An 18,367-nucleotide genomic window follows, 5' to 3' on the forward strand; every position below is an offset into this window, starting at 1 on the left:
TACTAGATATTTTGTTTTTTCAATTGCTCAACTATATAATCTGACGTTCTCCATGCCAAGGCCAAGATCGTCCATGTAGGGTTCTTATCCGCTTGGGAAACGAAGGGTCCTGCATCAACAATAAAAACATTATCCACATCGTGCATTTGTTCCCATTTATTGACCACAGAAGTTCTAGGATTGTCCCCCATCCTTGTGGTACCCACCTCATGGATTATTTCTCCAGGGTTAAGCAAACCATAATCCTTGTCTTTTCCGGCCGGCTTCCCGATGACCTGTCCCCCCATATTGTGGATTATTTCCGCGAAGGTTTCTTGCATATGCTTGGCCTGTAGACGTTCGTGATCGGACCACTGGTAGTTAAAGCGCAATACTGGAATACCAAATTCATCTACCTTCCCTGGATCAATTTCGCAATAGTTACTTTCCATGGCTATAGATTCGCCACGACCTGCAAAACCGATCATTGCTCCGTAATATTTTTTTACATCCTCCCTAAGGACATTGCCATAGCCACCAACTTTTTCTCCAAAGAACTCGTTCATGGCATTTGGGTTAAATCCGAAGCCGTAGCTTGGCATCCCCATTCCACCCCAAATTTCTATATGATAACCTCTGGCGAAATCGAGCTTCTTATTGTCCAACCACCAAGGGGTATAGACATGCATCCCTCCAACACCATCTTCGTTGTATGTTTTTCTGTTCATCAGTTCAGGGACAAATCCGGTCATTCCACCACCTGTGGAATCGTGAAGGTACTTCCCTACCACACCGCTACTGTTTCCCAGTCCGGCCGGATGTTGTTTACTTTTGGAATTCAACAGGATTCTTGCGGTACTACAGGCCGATGCGGCCAGTACTACAATTTTTCCCTTTAATCCATATTCCTTGCGATCCTCTTTGTTGACATAAAGTACCCCTGTGGCCTTACCTTCATCATTGGTAGTTACCTCGCGTACCATAGCGTTCACAAAAAGATCTATTTGACCTCCGTTCTTTTGCGCAGGGAATATCAAACAACTTCCTGCCGAAAAATCCGCATATATCTGACAAGACCTTCCACATTGTCCGCAATAAAAACATACCCCACGGTCGTTGTTTATCTTTTTCGTTACCATGGACATCCTTGAAGGAATTACCGGAATATTGGACTTTCTGGCTCCATCTATATAATACAGTTCATGCAATCTCGGCTTCGGCGCAGGAAGGAAAAACCCGTCCGGTTCGTTTTCCAAACCTTCTTTTGACCCAAAAACACCTATTAACTTGTCTACCTTATCATAATACGGCTTTACATCCTCATAACCAATTGGCCAGTTTTCCCCAAGACCATCAATATCCTTGTGCTTAAAATCGCGCTCACTGAAACGCAAGGAGATACGTCCCCAGTGATTTGTTCTACCCCCTAGCATACGAGACCTAAACCAATTAAATCTTGATCCGTTTTTTTGGGTATAAGGTTCCCCTTCAATTTCCCAACCGCCATATGCAGCATCATATTCCCCAAATGCCCTAGTGGTACTTGCTCCCCTACGTGGAGATTCATACGGCCATTTCAACTGTGTAATCTGTTCTGGATTTTTAGGATCAAAAAACGGCCCCGCTTCCACTACGGCCACTTTTAGCCCCGCTTCGGACAACACTTTTGTGGCCATACCACCACCGGCACCAGACCCAACTATGATGACATCATAAATAGTTGATGTTTCTTTTATCTGCATACTATAAAGAATTAATTTTGACGCTCAATATAAGTTTAAATCGATATTAAATTAAAATTTTTTATCCGAACAACCTTAAAATTCATGTAATTTGACACAAAACCACGGATAATTGATAAAATAATGATTTGCAAAGTCATTAATGGAAAAAACATGAAGTCAATATTAATTTCCTGGACTGTTACTTTAAGTACTTCCCTATTTTAAAGGAGTGCATACCTTTAAATTAAAAATTCTTCAATTGCTCCAAAGCTTCCTTGGCCGTAGCTACCGGAAGCTTACAGGTATGATCCTGACAGACATAAATATAGGTCCCATCATCCGAGTAACGCCCTTTAAACAATGGCATTTCACTATCTTTATTACTACCCACAATCAAGGTGTTGGGCAAATTTTGTTGTTGTAATTCAGCTAACAATGGCTTGGCATCATTGCCCACAACCGCAATTTCATAAAAAGGATATGCCGTTTTCAACAGTAGGGAATTCCATTTGGAGTAATTATAGGCGTTTTCTTCCAATACCGAAATCATAGAGGAAAGCATGGACCTTGCCTTTAAGGTAGCTTCCTTATCATAATCTATATGTCCCAAAAGAAACAGATTTTCTGCCATAACCGCATTGGGCGAAGGCAATACCCCATCATCGGTTTTAATTATCTGGGCAATTAATTCGTCATCGGAGTTAAAACTGTACATCCCCGAATTTTCATCCGCAAATTTGTCCTTGGCCATTTGATTCATTTCTTTGGCAAAGTCCAAATAGGAATTGGACATTGTTGTACTGTACAATTTTAAGGAGGCATTGGCCAAAAAGGAATAATCCTCCAGAAAACCATCGCTCTTTTTACTTCCCTTTTTATAGGTATGTATCAACTGATCTTTATTCAGACTATTTTTTTCAATAAAACGAAAGACGTCCTCGGCTTTTTCCAAATAAGCAGATTCGTTAAAAACATTATAAGCATCCACAAAACCGTTGATCAACAAGGCGTTCCATGAGGTAATGATCTTATCATCGGTATTTGGCCTAATTCTTTTATTCCTCGCGGTCAAAATTTTGCTTTGCCACCTTGCCTGCACACCGTCCCAATCTTCTGCCGTAATATCATTTTCCTTCATGAAATCCTCATCCCCTGAGTTCCTAAAAAGAACATAGGAATCATTTTCCCAAATATTGGAACGCTTAATATTATAGTATTTGGCAAATAAGTCATAATCGGATCCTAAAACCGACTTTAATTCCTCTTCTTTCCAAACGTAAAATTTACCTTCCTCGCCTTCACTATCGGCATCAATGGCCGCATAATAACCGCCATCCGGATTTTTCATTTCCCTATCCAAAAAAGCAATAGTCCCTTCCACTACCTTTTTGTACATAGGCTCTTTAAACAACTTATAGGCCTTGGAGTAAAGACTCAATAATTGCGCATTGTCATATAGCATTTTCTCAAAATGCGGCACCTTCCATTGCGCATCGGTACTATACCTATAAAATCCGCCGGCTATATGATCGTATACGCCTCCCCAAGCTATTCTGTCCAAAGTGGTTTTAACAAAATCCATAGCATCCTTATCCTCTGTTAAAACTGCATAATCCAACAGAAAGTCAAGATTAACGGGAATCATAAATTTCTGTGACCCTATATTTCCTCCCCATTTTAAGTCCCAGTTTTCCTTCCATTTTTCAACGCTGTTTTTTAAAACCTCCGGGGTCAACATTCCCAAATCCGAAACCGGCTGTATTATATTTACTTCCTGTATGCCTTGGGCCACCATATCGGCATACTCATTGGCTTTTTTGGGATCGTTCTTATAAAGTTTGCTTACTTCGGCCAAAACTTTGCTCCATTGTTCCTTAGTGTGGTAAGTACCCCCATAAATGGGTTTTCCATTGGGCAGGGTAATCACGTTCAAAGGCCAGCCTCCATTACCATTAATAAGCTGTAAGGCAGTCATATACACATGATCCACATCTGGTCTTTCCTCCCTATCCACTTTTATACTTATGAAGTTCTCATTCATCAATTTGGCCACTTCCTCATCCTCAAAGGTCTCTTCTTCCATTACATGGCACCAATGACAGGATGAATAACCAACACTTACCAATACCAACTTATCCTCCTTTTTAGCATCTTCCAAAGCAGTTGGACTCCATGGTCTCCAATTTACAGGATTGTGGGCATGTTGTAACAAATATGGACTAGTTTCATGAATAAGGTCATTCGTGTATTTATGGTCGTTTTTCTGACCTTTTATATCGGAACAGGAAAATAAGATCATTGTCAACAGAAAAAATAGATTACAAAAAGAAAGCCTAAGGCACATATTTCGGGTCATAAACTGCAAATATTGTTCAGTTTTGAAAAATACAACAAATCATTTCAATTATAGTAGAATAAAATAAAGTTCTACGCCCATAAAACTGTTAATTTTCGACTGCAGCCTGCTTTTTTTGCAACATAAACCATTCATATAGCTCCTTGTTTTCATATGCCCTGTCCCATGCATTATGACCTACACCCTTGTAAATCGTAAAATCCACATTGTATCCCATTTCCTTTAATTTAGCAACCATTTCAATGGATTCCGATATGGGAATCGACTTATCCTGATCACCATGATAAACACGGATCGGCATATTTTTATTTATCCAAGAAGCATACGGCACAGGGGTCATTCCGCAAACTACGGCCAAGGCGGCAAATTTATCCGGATATTGGACCGCCATTTCCCAGGCTGCACCCCCACCCCTACTAAGGCCGGTAAGGTATATTTTATTTTCGTCCACCTTATTGGTGGCAATGATACTATCCAGGAGTTGATTTACTGCCCTAGTGTTCCACCACATTTTTTCTTGGGGATTCTGTGGGGCCAAGATTAGAAAAGGAAATTTCTTGCCACCGGAAATTAGTTTTGGGGGGCCGTTTCGCTTAACAGATTTTAAATCCCCCCCGGATTCTCCTCCGCCATGTAAAAAAAGCAACAAGGGAAACTTTTCCTCCGGATCTACCTCATAATTCCCTGGGTAATATAGGTAATACCTTAAGGTTTCGGAGGTAACAACCTCCATTTTGGAATTGATCAGTTCGGGAGAGGCTTGGGAGGCGCAGCCTTCAAAAATAAAGAGGCAGCAAAAAATTAAAACTATAGTTTTCATTGGTTCATTTATATTGTTTGATTTGGGAATCCCTATCTTTGTTGAAGGCCATATCCCGAAAATATCATAGATATCAATCAGTATTCCAAATTGGTTGAAAATCCGCAAATTGATGCATTTTTATTTAACTTACCCGCTGTTTATACTTTTATTTAACATTCAGGATTATTCCTTAAACAAAAAATAGAATAATAGTTATAAATGTCTAAATGTATTTTCTTTTCGGGTTTTCGTTTTACTTTGGTACATTTATCCAGCAAACAAAAAATTTAGTATGAAGAAAGTCATCACTTTCGGTGAGATCCTTTTAAGACTGTCTACCGAAAGACACCTTCGGTTTTCGCAGGCCACCAATTTTAACGCTACCTATGGAGGCGGAGAGTTTAACGTAGCGGTATCCCTAGCCAATTATGGGTTTGATGCTGAATTCGTTACCCGTTTGCCAAAAAACGACATAGGGGAATGTGCCCTTCAAGAAATTAGAAAACACAACGTGGCCACCACCAATATACAGTTTGGTGGAGACCGTCTTGGCATTTATTTTTTGGAAACAGGCGCCGGTACCCGGGGAAGCAAGGTGGTCTATGATAGGGCCAACAGTGCCATTGCGGAAATAGAGACAAACACTATAGATTGGAAAGCAGTATTCAAGGATGCCAATTGGTTTCACTGGAGCGGGGTTACCCCGGCAATTTCCAGTAAGGCGGCGGCCGTTTGCCTAGAGGCGGTGAAGGCTGCCCATAAAATGGGAATTACTATTTCATCGGATTTGAATTATCGTTCCAAATTATGGAAATACGGGAAAGAGCCAAAAGATATTATGCCTGAACTCTTAAAGTACAGCAATGTTATTTTAGGGGATCTGGATACGGCCTTTTTTATGACAGGACAGGAACCGCAAGATCCTGACTATCAAGATATGGACTCCTTGCCGGAACTGTACGACCTGCTTTACAAAGGCTCTCCGGACCTAAGTTATGTGGCCACAACTTTGCGTTATTCCGTAAATGCTTCGCATCAAAAAATAGGCGGAATCCTATATGACGGAAAAAAAATACACTATGCAAAAATAAGGGAGGTAACCCCTGTGGTCGACCGGGTAGGGAGTGGCGATGCCTTTATGGGAGGCTTGATATACGGGCTTTTACAAGACAAAATAGATAATCAAAAAACAATAGATTTTGCCGCGGCTGCCTGCTGTATCAAGCACACTATTACAGGTGATTTCAACTTGGCCACCCTTGAAGAGATTGAGCAATTGGCAGGGGGGAATTCCTCTGGAAAAGTAAGCAGGTAAAACAAATAAAACTTATGTCACAATTTTCAAGAATTGAAGTAGCCGCATTAATGAAAGAAACGGGACTTGTACCCTTGTTCTATCATCCGGATGTGGATTTGGGAAAGAAAATATTAAAAGCATGCTACAATGGTGGTGCGCGATTAATTGAATTTACGGCACGTGGGGATTTCGCCCATGAAGTGTTTGCCGAACTAAATAAATTCGTCATTAAAGAATTGCCAGAAATGGCGGTAGGTGTAGGATCGGTAACCGATGCAGCAGCAGCCTCCCTTTATATGCAAATGGGTGCCAATTTCATTGTAACCCCTTCCTTGCGCGAAGATATTGCCGTGGTCTGTAATAGAAGAAAAGTATTATGGAGTCCGGGATGTGGCTCCCTAACAGAAATAAACAGGGCTGAAGAATTGGGCTGCGAAATTATAAAATTATTCCCTGGTGCCAATTACGGACCAGACTTTGTAAAAGCTATTAAAGGACCACAACCATGGACCAGTGTTATGCCAACAGGCGGGGTAACCTTGGAGGAATCCAATTTAAAAGGATGGTTCAATGCAGGGGTTACCTGTGTAGGCATGGGTTCTAACCTAATTAGCAAAACGGTAGTGGAAAACAGGGATTACAGTGGCCTGGAACAATCGGTAAGGGAAACATTGGCCCTAATCAAAAGAATTCGGAGCTAGCAATAAGACCCATTAATTGCCCAGCTATTATTGTTATAATAAACGTAAAACCTCTGATATTCATGAAATCAGAGGTTTTTTTTTATTTCCAAATATTGTTTCCCTAGGAAGGAAGCTTGATATACTTTATAAGGATCTTCGTATTCCCAATTCCAGCCCCCTTAATTCTGCAAGCCCCCTAAGTCTACCTATGGCAGAATACCCCGGGTTTGTCTTTTTCCTAAGGTCGTCTAACATTTTATGACCGTGATCTGGCCGCATTGGCATCCTTAAATCTTTTCTTCCGGCAGCACTTCTCTTTTGTTGCTCCTCTACCAAGGCTTTTAGCACGCCGAACATGTCTACATCCCCGGCCAAATGATCGGCCTCATGAAAATTACCTTTTTCATCGCGCTCTGTACTTCTTAGGTGCATGAAATGTATACGATGCCCCAAGCGTTTCACCATACCCACCAAATCATTGTCTGCCCTAACCCCAAAAGAGCCGGTACAAAAGGTGAGTCCGTTGTTGGGACTATCCACTGCCTTATAAAGATCAAGAATGTCCTGCTCTGTACTTACTACCCTTGGCAATCCCAAAATTGGATAAGGTGGGTCATCGGGATGGATACACATACGCACCCCTTCTTTTTCGGCAATTGGGATTATGCTCTGTAAAAAAGAGAACAGATGTTGCTTTAGTTCCTTGGCACCAATTTGGTCATAGGTTGCCAAAATCTGATTAAACTCCTTTAAACTATATCCTTCTTCGGCCCCGGGAAGTCCAGCTATAATATTCTGTACCAATTTTTTTTGATCCTTCTCCGAAGTCTTTTCCAAATATTCCTTGGCCGCTTTCTGTTCTTCCTTGGAGTATGATTTTTCAGCCCCTGGACGTTTCAATAAAAAAAGTTCAAAAGCCGCAAAGGCGTCCTTTTCAAACCTCAAAGCCGTAGACCCATCCTCCAGTTCATAGTCTAGATTGGTCCGCGTCCAATCCAAAACGGGCATAAAATTGTAACAAATAGTATCAATCCCACAGGATCCCAAATTAGAGATGGTGATCTTATAGTTCTCCACATACTTCTGAAAATCGCCCTGTTGCGTCTTAATACTTTCATGAATGGGAACACTTTCTACAACAGACCAGGTCAAGCCCACTGCCTCTATCTCGGCCTTTCTCTTTTTAATTTCGTCCACTGGCCAAACTTCCCCATTGGGAATATGATGTAGGGCAGTAACCACTCCGGTAGCTCCTGATTGTTTAATATCCATTAAAGAAACAGGATCTTTGGGCCCGTACCATCTCCATGTATTTTCTAAAGTCAAACTCATTAATATTATTTTTATAAATAAAACATTACTTCATTGGCGGAATTGCGACAATGTTTTTACACCACTTGGTTTTCAAAATAAATAATTTACCAAGATATTAATTTTATAAGTATTGCACAGACCATTTTCGGAAAGATTAAGAAAGTATCACAAAATATATTTTATTCTTAAACTTGATTAAAATTCCTTATCTTATTTAGGCATTTAAATACTTTGTACTACTTTTATCGATTCAACCAAAAATGAACAAAAAATCTAGCTCTCCATGATTAAAAGTAAAATCGACAAGGTTACCAGTTTTGAAAAACGGTTTGAAAAAATCAACACGGTCATCTTCGAATCTTCAGAGGTTGCGTCCAAAGCAGCTGCAGCTGAAATTGCGACATTAATTAAGAAAAAACAAAAGGCCAAGGAAATGTGCGTTCTTGGACTCGCTACAGGTTCCACCCCAAAAAGGCTGTATGCCGAACTAGTTCGCCTGCACCGGGAGGAAGGTCTTAGTTTTAAAAATGTCATAGCCTTCAATTTGGACGAATATTACCCCATGGAACCAGATGCCATACAGAGTTATGTGCGTTTTATGAAGGAATTGCTCTTTAACCATGTAGATATAGAACCTGGAAATTTTCATATTCCGGACGGAACCTTGGAAAAAAAGGATATTGCGGATTACTGTAAGGATTACGAGGCCAAAATAGACGCATTGGGCGGCATTGATCTACAAGTCTTGGGTATTGGGGGCAACGGGCATATAGGTTTTAACGAATCCGGATCCCTTCCCAACTCCAAAACCAGGTTGGTTACCTTGGACCATATTACAAGAGTAGCGGCCAGTAAAGATTTCCAAGGATTGTACAACACCCCAAAAACTGCCATTACCCTTGGTATAAAGCAAATAATGCAGGCCAAGCAGGTTATCCTTATGGCTTGGGGAGAAGGAAAATCCTCTATCATTAAAGCTTCTGTGGAGGGCCCTATTACGGAACAGGTACCGGCATCATATCTACAGGAGCACCCAAACAGTGTATTCATCCTTGACAAAGGATCTTCTTCAAAACTTACCAGGGTAAGTACCCCATGGATCGTAGAGAAGGTAGAGTGGGATGAAAAAATGATCAAGAAAGCCGTTGTTGGACTGGCGTTAAGATTGGAGAAACCAGTTTTAATGTTGACCGAGGCCGATTATATCGAAAACGGTATGAGCGATTTGTTGACCGAAGTTGGGGATGCCTACGATATTAATATTAGGATCTTTAATAAACTACAGCACACCATTACCGGCTGGCCGGGAGGTAAGCCCAACGCCGATGACAGCAATAGACCGGAAAGAGCAAATCCCGCCAAAAAGCGCGTACTTATTTTTAGTCCGCATCCAGATGATGATATCATTAGTATGGGAGGAACCTTCATGCGTCTGCAAAACCAAGGCCATGAAGTGCATGTAGCTTATCAGACTTCAGGAAATATAGCTGTAGCCGATGATGAAGCCTTGCGATTCTCGGATTTCGTGATCGATTACAATCGCTCCTTTGGTCTGGACAACAAAAAATCTGTTGAGATCTACAAAAAGGCTACGGAGTTCATCAAGAACAAAAAGACCAGTGAAATAGATATTGAAGAAGTAAGAAACATAAAGGGTCTTATTCGTAGAAGTGAGGCCAGGGCAACAAGTTATTACGTAGGACTTACGGATGAGCAGATACATTTTAACGATCTGCCCTTTTATGAAACCGGTACCATTGAGAAAAATCCTCCGGGAGAGGAAGATATCAAAATCACCATGGATTTGATCGAAAAAATTAAACCGCACCAAATCTATGCTGCTGGCGATTTGGCGGATCCACATGGTACACATAAGGTGTGTTTGGACATTATTTTTGAGGCCCTAAAACGACTTAAGACCAAATCCTACATGAAGGATTGCTGGTTATGGTTGTACCGTGGAGCATGGCAAGAATGGGATATAGAAGATATTGAAATGGCCGTACCTATGAGTCCAAGTCAGGTTTTGGCAAAGCGATATGGAATTTTCAAACACCAATCCCAAAAAGACGGAGTGGTATTCCAAGGATCGGATTCCCGTGAATTTTGGCAACGTGCAGAAGACAGGAACAAGGAAACTGCTACCAAATACGATGAATTGGGATTGGCACATTACGCTGCCATGGAAGCCTTTGTTCGCTACCATTTTTAAGCATCAACAAATTATAACACAAAAAGGCTGCCCAGTGGGCAGCCTTTTTTTATTGCATATCAGTACTATCTAAAATTCCAATTCAAAGTATAAGCTACTGGCTTCGTTCTCTTCGGTTATGTCTTCTCCTTTTAAAACTTCTCCAGTACTGTTCAATAGTTTTAGATTAAGTTTCCAATACCCCGTCATTGTCAAGGACAATTTTCCTTTATAAGATTTGGTAGCCGTATCATAGGTTAGATCCTCATTGTTGGGGGAACTGTGGTTGCCCATTCCCGGCATACGCGGATCTAAGGTCACCGTGTAATTTTCCACAAGGGGAAAGCTCATCATATTTTCCATTTTAAATAACATAGCAGTCATGTCGTTAACTGCAACTTCTGGATCTTTTGGTTCCACCATTGCCAAGACATATCTTACGTCATCACTTCCCATAAATACAGAAACCGTTTGATTATCATCGATTGGAGCAGTAACATCTATAGTTTCGGTCACAGAAAATTCCTGTCCCTCTACCTCATAGGTAAAGGTTATGTCCCAAAATTCATCGGCATTGCCAGGCATTTGGAAAACGATATATCCTGTTGCCACCGTGTCGTAATCATTCGAAATACTTAGTTCGGATATTGGACAGGAATGTTCCATACTCATCATGTGCATTACAGGTTTCCATGTAATTTCAGGATTGGCGTAATAAGTATCATCGGCATTATTTTTAATACGGACAAAAAGTTGGTTGTATCCTGTTGTAAAACCGGTTTTCCCTTCGGAATACAGTTCCAAACTATGGCCATTGGCCGCAATATTTGATATCAAATTAAATTCGGCCATAGGATTTACATCAATTTTTGGTGTGTCGTCCCCATCAGATGAACATGATGATAATCCTAAAGTGGCTACAAATGTTACTAGAACTAGTTTTATTGTTTTCATTATGTTTATTTTAATTAATGGAATAAGAAAGTGTTAAAAAGAAGTTTCGCCCCATTCTTGGGATGTTTTTCCAATCGGTATAGGTGGAGTAGTATTCATCAAAAATGTTCTCTACCCCGAACTTTGCGTACATGGAATCGTTGTTAAATTTAAAAGTCTTGCCAAAAGTCAAGGAACAAACCGTATAGGCCTGTGTTTGATCTTCCCCGAATTCGGGGTTATAGTTCATTTGTTTCCCAGCACCAGTTATCCTAAGTGCAGCAGAAAATGACCTATTATCAAACTGAAGACCCGAGCGGTAAGAAAATGGACTTATAAAAGGTATGTTACCACCATTGTTGTCCGTACCACGATGATATGAAACCAAACCCGACCATTTCAGTTCTGGCAGAATGGTGTACTCCATATCCAAGGAAGTGTTGAACAATTGGGCGTACTCCAGATTTTTATAGATCTTGACTCCTTCAGCCCCTATGGTCATCACACTCAGGGAAGGATCAATTTCCCCAATAATATAATCTGCGATATGGAAAAAATTGGCCTCGGCACTTAGCTTAAATTTGGATTTTTCCCAGGAGATTTTAGTATTGGCCTCCATGGATTTTTCGTTGGCAAGACCTGGATCCCCAATGTAGTCGTGATTGTCAAAACTGTTGAACAAATAAAACCCATAGCCCTCGGTCACGGAAGGTGCCCTATCCCCATAGGAAAGTCCCGCATTAAAATGCCATGGCATCCACATTTTATGCCATTGCCCTGAAATACTTTTTAGGAACCGTGTTTTGGATTTCTCCATTTCCGGATAAAAAATCCTTAAGCTATTCAATCCGAAATCGTCCGCAACATTCTGGTTTTGAACCGTCAGCCTTGTCGCCAACTTAAGAAAACTACCATTTAGATCCAGCTCATCCTCCGCATATACCCCGCCGTTGGCGGTACGCACATCGGGCCAGGTGAGCATAAACATGGGCAACTTGTTCGGATCATTGGGATACATCGTCATTTCGGCCAAAGATTTATTGTAATACCCATCAATCTTAAATAAAAATTGATGCTTTTTGGCCTTTAGAACTGCTTGGGAATAAAAGCCATAGGTATCGCTCCAACCCGGCATATCCATATGTATGGGTACATCAGGTCGTTTGGTATCATCCATGACATGGGTAACCTTGTTAAAATACAACTTGGATTTCCAATTGTTTAAACTGCCCCATAAAGCATCCTGTTCAAAACCTACGGATACAATGACAGCCCTAGCCAAGGAAACATCCATAGTTAATGCCGGATAGCCCACATCCCTGGCCTCATCATAAATAAGACTGACCGTCAAGGCCTGATCTTCTGCAAGTTTGTATCCGCCATTTGCCGAAAAATTATATTTTTCAAATTGGGAGAACTCAACTTCTTCATCACCCCCGGCAAAATAATTCTCTGCCTTGCGATAAATGATATCTGTGTCCACATAGTAATTGGAATCCGAATAATTAATTTCGGCCCCAACAACACTCATTTGGTTGTTGCTCTCAAAACCCGTCTCCACGCCACCATATAATCCTGTTTCCTTAAAATTACCACGGTCAAGCTCCAAATTTATGGCCCCACCAATGGTGTTTCCGTGTTCGGTGCCCTGTTGTCCAGAAGCTATATGAGCCTGCGATAAATTGGACACATCCACATAGGAAGTTACTGGGTCCATCTTGTCCGTGCAAGCGCCAAAAATCCTCATTCCATCAATAGTCACAGAGAGGCGTTCCGAAAACATATTGTTCAAAGTGGGTTCCCAGGCATATGCTCCACGTTTCACCATATCTACCTTCTTGGAGGATTCCAGATACTCGTCCAGGGTTGAGAGGGGTTTTGGCTGGCGGTGGTAATCCAAAGTCTTTCTGGCCGAAATAAGGATAACTTCGTCCAGATTGATCGTTATGATAGAATCCTTATGTAATACCAATTCCTGCGCGCCAATGTTAATTGGAAAAATAAATATTCCCCATAAAAACATCCACCTGTTTATAGGCTTGCTTGCTTCCATAAGTATTGTGAATACCTTATGGACACATTTAATAATGTTCATTTGATTTATTTAGATAATACAATTCCGTTAAGACGCCATAGACTTGTACAAGGTTTAGAATCAACCGAATACTTTTATGGCGATAATTGAATTATCCCAGCTCTGGTGGCTGTGCAATATCTGTGGTATACAGACCGGGAATCAAAGTTTGGATTCCCTTATAATTATTTTGAACGGTACTGTCGTATTCATTGTCCGATTCAAGAACCAGTAATGGGTGGAACGAAGAAATATACTGAATTTCCACATTGACCCGTTTGCCTTCAAATGGATTTTTATCGTTTCCCTCCGATTCTTTGGCCAATTGTTTGGCCAGGTAACATTTACCATCGCAATGCAAGGAAGGGGTATCCTTGTTTTCACAAAGGTTCTCCACAATGTAATCGTAATTTACTGCATATTCAGCTAAGGGCCAGAGAGGCTTTATCAGCATAATTATAGCAACAAATAGGATTAAATGCTTCATTATTAATTTTCAAATTGATGCAAACTTGAATGACAAAAATCTGCAATATTTAAAATACAGCACAAATATAATGCATATCCAATTCATAAAAAGATGACATTTGTCAGGTATTGGATCTATTTGTTTTATTCAATTTAAATAAGCAATTATGTAACCACTGTTACCTAATTTAATTTTTTGTTATTTAAATTTAAGCCAAAGTAAACCTTAAGTTTTATTCATGGAGGATATGCTCTTTTATGATAGAATGCAAACGCCATGGCTGTGGATTTTTCCGCTTTTGACCCTGATTGGCCTATTTGGACTTTTTCTAATAAAGACCTTTAAAAAGGATGGTACAGGATTTATTTTTTCATCCATGTTTATCCTTGGAGGTTTTGCCTCCACCGCGGCATCTATTTTTCCAAAGCTATTGCCATCGACCAATACAGTGAATCCCGCATTGACCATTTACAATGTTGCGGCGGATGAATACGGCCTTTCTGTAGGTATAAATTGGTTTATAATCGCCCTAATCCTTCTAATTGCCAATATATTTATTCAATATAGGGTAATCAATGGAAAAATGGACGATATAGGCTACGGGGAACATTAGTATTAAAAACCCCTCGACCCCTATTAAAAAAATGAAATAATTATTTATTTAGGATAAATTTGTCCGAAATAAGAATAAGCATTATATTTGTAACTATTTAATATAGTATCAATATGTTTTCAAAGGCCTGCGAGTACGGAATTAAAGCTACCATATACATAGCAGTAAAATCTTTGCGGCAAGAGCGTGTAAGCCTTAAGGAGATAGCCGAGGAGGTAAATTCCCCCGTGGCATTTACCGCAAAAATATTGCAGTCCTTGGCCAAAAGTGGGATTATAGATTCCCATAAAGGCCCTACAGGAGGATTCCAGATCGAAGAACCTAAAATTGATACCATTAAATTACACGATATAGTACATGCCATAGACGGTGACAAAATATTTGTTGGCTGTGGTCTGGGTCTGGAACAATGCGATGCCAGCCAACCTTGTCCTGTTCATGATAAATTTGTGGGGATTAGGGACAATCTAAAGATTATGCTGCAAAACACAAGCCTTTATGAATTGGCCACAGGATTGGATATGGGCCTAACCCATCTAAAAAGATAAAAATTTAAACTAATAAAAGATAAAAAGATATTAAACTCTTTAAATTTAAAAACGAACGAACCATGTTGTCAATATTAACATTAATATCAATAACAATCTGTCCATGTTAAACATTACCAACAAAATAGTCGAAAAATACCAATCCCTTGGGGAAAATCCCGACACCTATCTGGAGGGCCTACTACACGCAAAGCCTATTACCTATTGGGATTATGTAGAAGTGGAGACACTTCTTTCCCTTCAAAGGCCGAGGACCAATTTTAAGGATGAGTCCATTTTTATTATGTACCATCAGGTAACCGAATTGTACCTGAAAATGATGCTGCATGAATTAGAACAGATAGTAGATGAAAAAATACCTACTACTGCCTTTCTCATTAATAAAGTGGACCGACTTATACATTATACCTCCATGCTAATCAGTTCCTTTGATATTATGAAGGTCGGAATGGACTATGAGGATTACAATACCTTTCGCAAAACCTTAACCCCTGCCAGCGGCTTTCAATCCGCGCAATTCCGGTTTATTGAACTTCATTGCACCTCCTTGGTAAATTTAATTAGCCAGAGATTTATAAAAGAACATTCCAACAATCCAGATTTAAGGGAATGTTTTGAACATATTTATTGGAAAGATGCCGGAACAGATCCCAAAACTGGCAAAAAGACCTTGACACTTCAACTATTTGAGGAAAAATATCTCCCAAAGTTGACAGAAACAGCCAAAACTGTAATGGGGAATACCTTGGAAGACAAGTTGGACCAACTGCCCTATGTCCCGGATGCACTCAGAAATAGACTTCGCACCTTCGACAGGTTATACAATATAGATTGGCCAATGGTCCATTTAAGTACTGCCGAACATTATTTGGACCAAAAAGGAGAAAACAAACAGGCTACTGGTGGTTCGGATTGGAAAAAATACCTCCATCCAAAATATCAGCAACGAAAATTCTTTCCAAGTTTATGGACGGAAATCGAAAAACAAAACTGGGGAATTAATCATAAAAATGAACATTATGGAAGTATTGAACAGGCCACAATTGACGCACCTTGAGATAGGCGAAAAACTTAAAGTACTACAAATTAAAGCCTCGGCGAACATGGGGATGCCAGAACACAGCAGTTCACATGAAGCCGTCATTGTTGTCCAAGAAGGTAAGGCAATCCTTAAGACCAAGGATACTAATTACATATTGAAGAAAGGTTCTACCATGTTGGTTCCGGCAGGATTGGAACATAGTCTTACCGTATTAAAGGATTTTAAAGCAGTAGCCATTATGGCGACAGATTCAATTATAAATTTTAAAAATTAATAACTATGGAAAACTTAATGACCAAAAACATTGGTGAAATAGTAGCAGAAAACTACCGTACGGCACAAGTGTTCAAAAATCATAAAATAGATTTTTGTTGTAAGGGCAACCGAAGTATTGTAGAGGTTGCCGAAAAAAGTAAACTGGACCCCAATCTACTTTTACAAGAAATTGAAACGGTGCAGCATCAGACCAATGATGACATTATCGATTTTAAAACATGGCCCTTGGACCTATTGGCAGATTATATAGAGAAAAAACATCATAGAAATGTGGAGGCACAAATACCTATTCTAAATCAATATCTGGCCAAGCTATGTCGGGTACATGGAGATCGGCATCCAGAGCTTTATGAAATTACGGAACACTTCAATAAAAGTGCCGGAGAACTGGCCATGCACATGAAAAAAGAGGAACTCATCGTTTTCCCAGCCGTCCGCAAAATGATACAGAGCAAACAATACGGTAGTACACTGGCAGAACAACATTTTGGTACTATTCAAAATCCTATACAAATGATGATAATGGAGCATGAGAACGAAGGGGACAGATTTAGACTTATAGAGGAGTTGAGCAATAACTATAATCCACCTGCAGATGCCTGCAACACCTATAGAGTAACGTTTTCCCTACTACAGGAATTTGAAGAGGATTTGCATAGACATATACATTTGGAGAATAATATACTATTCCCAAAAGCCATTGCCCTGGAAAAAGAATTAAGCGCTTAAGCGTTGCCAAAAAACCACTAACCCTATCCCCTGGAGGCCAATTTTGTAGCCAATAAGGTGCGGCATAATATTAAGATAATCCCCCCGCCGTGCCTCATTGGCCTACAAGGCCCCTTAACTGTCAAGTACAGCACATTGGTAGTACCTCCCTCAGCATTGGCCATAACCATATAAAAACAATTTGATATGAAAGTTAAACCTATAAAAAGACATAAAGCCATACAACCTTTGAGCAGGGAACACCATCAAGGTTTGTTATTGTCATGGAAAATTAGGACCGGTCTTTCCAAAGGAGTATCTACAGATCGGATAAAGACCTACGCTGATTGGTTTTACAAAACCTATTTGACCCCCCATTTTGAAGAGGAGGAAAAACACCTATTCCCAATTCTTGGAAATGACCACATCTTGGTAAAAAAGGCTATTGCACAACATCGCAGACTAGATCGCCTTTTCAAGAGTACTTCCGAATTAAAAAAGTCCTTAAACCATATAGAGGAAGAACTGGAACAACATATCCGATTTGAAGAAAGGGTACTGTTCAATGAAATTCAGAAGGTGGCTACCGAACAACAATTACAATTCATTTTAGAACATCATAACCAAACCAAATTTTTGGAAAATACCACAGATAGATTTTGGGAATAACACTTAAATATGATGATTATGAGACTTTACAATCAATTATTAAGCGAATTTAAAAGGGAACAAACCGGGTATTCCACCATTGCCATTATAGGCCAAAGTTGTATTGGGTCTGTTGCCGCCATGGTAGTCCTTATGAACCACATTCCTGCCGGAATCAAATTGACCTTGCTGTTTCTGGTAACTATTTTATGTATGGCCTATAACGGTGCCGTTTTGGCCAGATTAAGTGCTAAAGCAACCTTTAACCTATTAGTTATGAGCGTCCTTTTCAGTATCTTGACCATTGTAGCGATTCTTATTTAAAGATAAATGAAGCTGGAACCTTACACTTTTACCTATTTAGACGAATTTGGAGACACCAATTCTGCCACCTGTAGGCCAAACGAATACCATAGCCTCATGGAACTACTTTTTGACAAATATTTACAGGAATGGGGAGACTGTAAGGGCAGGGCATGGTGCGGAACTTGCCATGTACACATTCTTGAAGGCTCTTTGAGTTCGAAAATGCAAAAAGAAGAAAAACAGACCTTGTCCCATCTGGATGAGGCCTGCCCTCAAAGTAGATTGGCATGCCAAATTCCCATCAATGCGGAGCTGCATAATTTAGTTTTTAAAATAATAACGGATAATGATTTTGGATAAAAATAATCCGGAAACAAGAAAGTGAAAAATATTACGGACTTTAT

At 40.0% G+C, this 18,367-nt stretch carries 17 protein-coding genes and 1 pseudogene; 11 read left to right on the forward strand and 7 right to left on the reverse strand.

The features are described 5' to 3' along the window. Positions 1 to 2: 2 nt before the first annotated feature. From U735_RS0117130 to U735_RS0117140, 3 genes are all read right to left on the reverse strand, one after another. Entirely contained in the window at positions 3 to 1,721 is a 1,719-nt protein-coding gene (locus U735_RS0117130; RefSeq protein ID WP_031445000.1) for a GMC family oxidoreductase, read from the reverse strand. 226 nt (positions 1,722 to 1,947) lie between these two features. Next, a complete protein-coding gene (locus U735_RS0117135) occupies positions 1,948 to 4,002 on the reverse strand; it encodes a thioredoxin domain-containing protein (protein WP_031445001.1) in 2,055 nt (684 codons plus the stop codon). Between the two features lie 145 nt (positions 4,003 to 4,147). Further along, positions 4,148 to 4,879 carry a carboxylesterase family protein gene (locus U735_RS0117140; RefSeq protein ID WP_031445002.1) on the reverse strand — a complete coding sequence of 244 codons (732 nt, stop codon included), beginning with the start codon at positions 4,877 to 4,879 and terminating at the stop codon, positions 4,148 to 4,150. A 274-nt stretch (positions 4,880 to 5,153) separates the two neighbouring features. On the opposite strand from U735_RS0117140, the gene U735_RS0117145 reads away from it, so the two are divergent. Beyond that, entirely contained in the window at positions 5,154 to 6,176 is a 1,023-nt protein-coding gene (locus U735_RS0117145) for a sugar kinase (RefSeq protein ID WP_031445003.1), read from the forward strand. Positions 6,177 to 6,190: 14 nt separating this feature from the next. Continuing rightward, positions 6,191 to 6,859, forward strand: a complete 669-nt coding sequence (locus U735_RS0117150; protein ID WP_031445004.1) for a bifunctional 4-hydroxy-2-oxoglutarate aldolase/2-dehydro-3-deoxy-phosphogluconate aldolase — start codon at positions 6,191 to 6,193, stop codon at positions 6,857 to 6,859. A 126-nt stretch (positions 6,860 to 6,985) separates the two neighbouring features. On the opposite strand, the gene uxuA is transcribed toward U735_RS0117150, so the two are convergent. Next, a complete protein-coding gene (gene uxuA, locus U735_RS0117155) occupies positions 6,986 to 8,173 on the reverse strand; it encodes a mannonate dehydratase (RefSeq protein WP_198036662.1) in 1,188 nt (395 codons plus the stop codon). 265 nt (positions 8,174 to 8,438) lie between these two features. Between uxuA and nagB the strand changes: the two genes are divergently transcribed. Continuing rightward, positions 8,439 to 10,367, forward strand: a complete 1,929-nt coding sequence (nagB, locus tag U735_RS0117160; RefSeq protein WP_031445006.1) for a glucosamine-6-phosphate deaminase — start codon at positions 8,439 to 8,441, stop codon at positions 10,365 to 10,367. A gap of 69 nt (positions 10,368 to 10,436) precedes the next feature. Here nagB and U735_RS0117165 read toward each other — a convergent pair whose 3' ends face one another. From U735_RS0117165 to U735_RS0117175, 3 genes are all read right to left on the reverse strand, one after another. Next, positions 10,437 to 11,300 (reverse strand): hypothetical protein, encoded by an 864-nt coding sequence (locus U735_RS0117165; RefSeq protein WP_031445007.1) that lies wholly within the window; start codon positions 11,298 to 11,300, stop codon positions 10,437 to 10,439. A 10-nt stretch (positions 11,301 to 11,310) separates the two neighbouring features. Further along, a complete protein-coding gene (locus U735_RS0117170) occupies positions 11,311 to 13,374 on the reverse strand; it encodes a TonB-copper family protein (RefSeq protein WP_146032781.1) in 2,064 nt (687 codons plus the stop codon). A gap of 91 nt (positions 13,375 to 13,465) precedes the next feature. Then, positions 13,466 to 13,840 (reverse strand): hypothetical protein, encoded by a 375-nt coding sequence (locus U735_RS0117175; protein WP_051892215.1) that lies wholly within the window; start codon positions 13,838 to 13,840, stop codon positions 13,466 to 13,468. 250 nt (positions 13,841 to 14,090) lie between these two features. On the opposite strand from U735_RS0117175, the pseudogene U735_RS0117180 reads away from it, so the two are divergent. From U735_RS0117180 to U735_RS24685, 8 genes and pseudogenes are all read left to right on the forward strand, one after another. Beyond that, a pseudogene (locus U735_RS0117180) lies at positions 14,091 to 14,435 on the forward strand (cytochrome d ubiquinol oxidase subunit II); the annotation flags it as partial. Positions 14,436 to 14,548: 113 nt separating this feature from the next. Then, positions 14,549 to 14,983, forward strand: a complete 435-nt coding sequence (locus U735_RS0117185) for an RrF2 family transcriptional regulator (protein WP_031445011.1) — start codon at positions 14,549 to 14,551, stop codon at positions 14,981 to 14,983. Between the two features lie 103 nt (positions 14,984 to 15,086). After that, positions 15,087 to 16,040 carry a tryptophan 2,3-dioxygenase family protein gene (locus tag U735_RS0117190; protein WP_051892218.1) on the forward strand — a complete coding sequence of 318 codons (954 nt, stop codon included), beginning with the start codon at positions 15,087 to 15,089 and terminating at the stop codon, positions 16,038 to 16,040. Then, positions 16,003 to 16,299: a cupin domain-containing protein gene (locus tag U735_RS0117195; RefSeq protein WP_031445013.1), complete on the forward strand. Its 297-nt coding sequence runs from the start codon at positions 16,003 to 16,005 to the stop codon at positions 16,297 to 16,299. The genes U735_RS0117190 and U735_RS0117195 overlap by 38 nt, the downstream gene beginning before the upstream one ends. A gap of 5 nt (positions 16,300 to 16,304) precedes the next feature. Beyond that, positions 16,305 to 17,030, forward strand: a complete 726-nt coding sequence (gene ric, locus U735_RS0117200) for an iron-sulfur cluster repair di-iron protein (RefSeq protein ID WP_031445014.1) — start codon at positions 16,305 to 16,307, stop codon at positions 17,028 to 17,030. A gap of 186 nt (positions 17,031 to 17,216) precedes the next feature. Then, on the forward strand, positions 17,217 to 17,678 hold the full coding sequence (locus tag U735_RS0117210) for a hemerythrin domain-containing protein (RefSeq protein WP_031445015.1): 462 nt from the start codon (positions 17,217 to 17,219) through the stop codon (positions 17,676 to 17,678). Positions 17,679 to 17,696: 18 nt separating this feature from the next. Further along, positions 17,697 to 17,981 (forward strand): hypothetical protein, encoded by a 285-nt coding sequence (locus U735_RS0117215; RefSeq protein WP_031445016.1) that lies wholly within the window; start codon positions 17,697 to 17,699, stop codon positions 17,979 to 17,981. 6 nt (positions 17,982 to 17,987) lie between these two features. Next, positions 17,988 to 18,323 carry a 2Fe-2S iron-sulfur cluster-binding protein gene (locus U735_RS24685; protein ID WP_034248564.1) on the forward strand — a complete coding sequence of 112 codons (336 nt, stop codon included), beginning with the start codon at positions 17,988 to 17,990 and terminating at the stop codon, positions 18,321 to 18,323. Positions 18,324 to 18,367: the final 44 nt, after the last annotated feature.

This window comes from Arenibacter algicola (assembly GCF_000733925.1).
GTDB lineage: Bacteria > Bacteroidota > Bacteroidia > Flavobacteriales > Flavobacteriaceae > Arenibacter > Arenibacter algicola.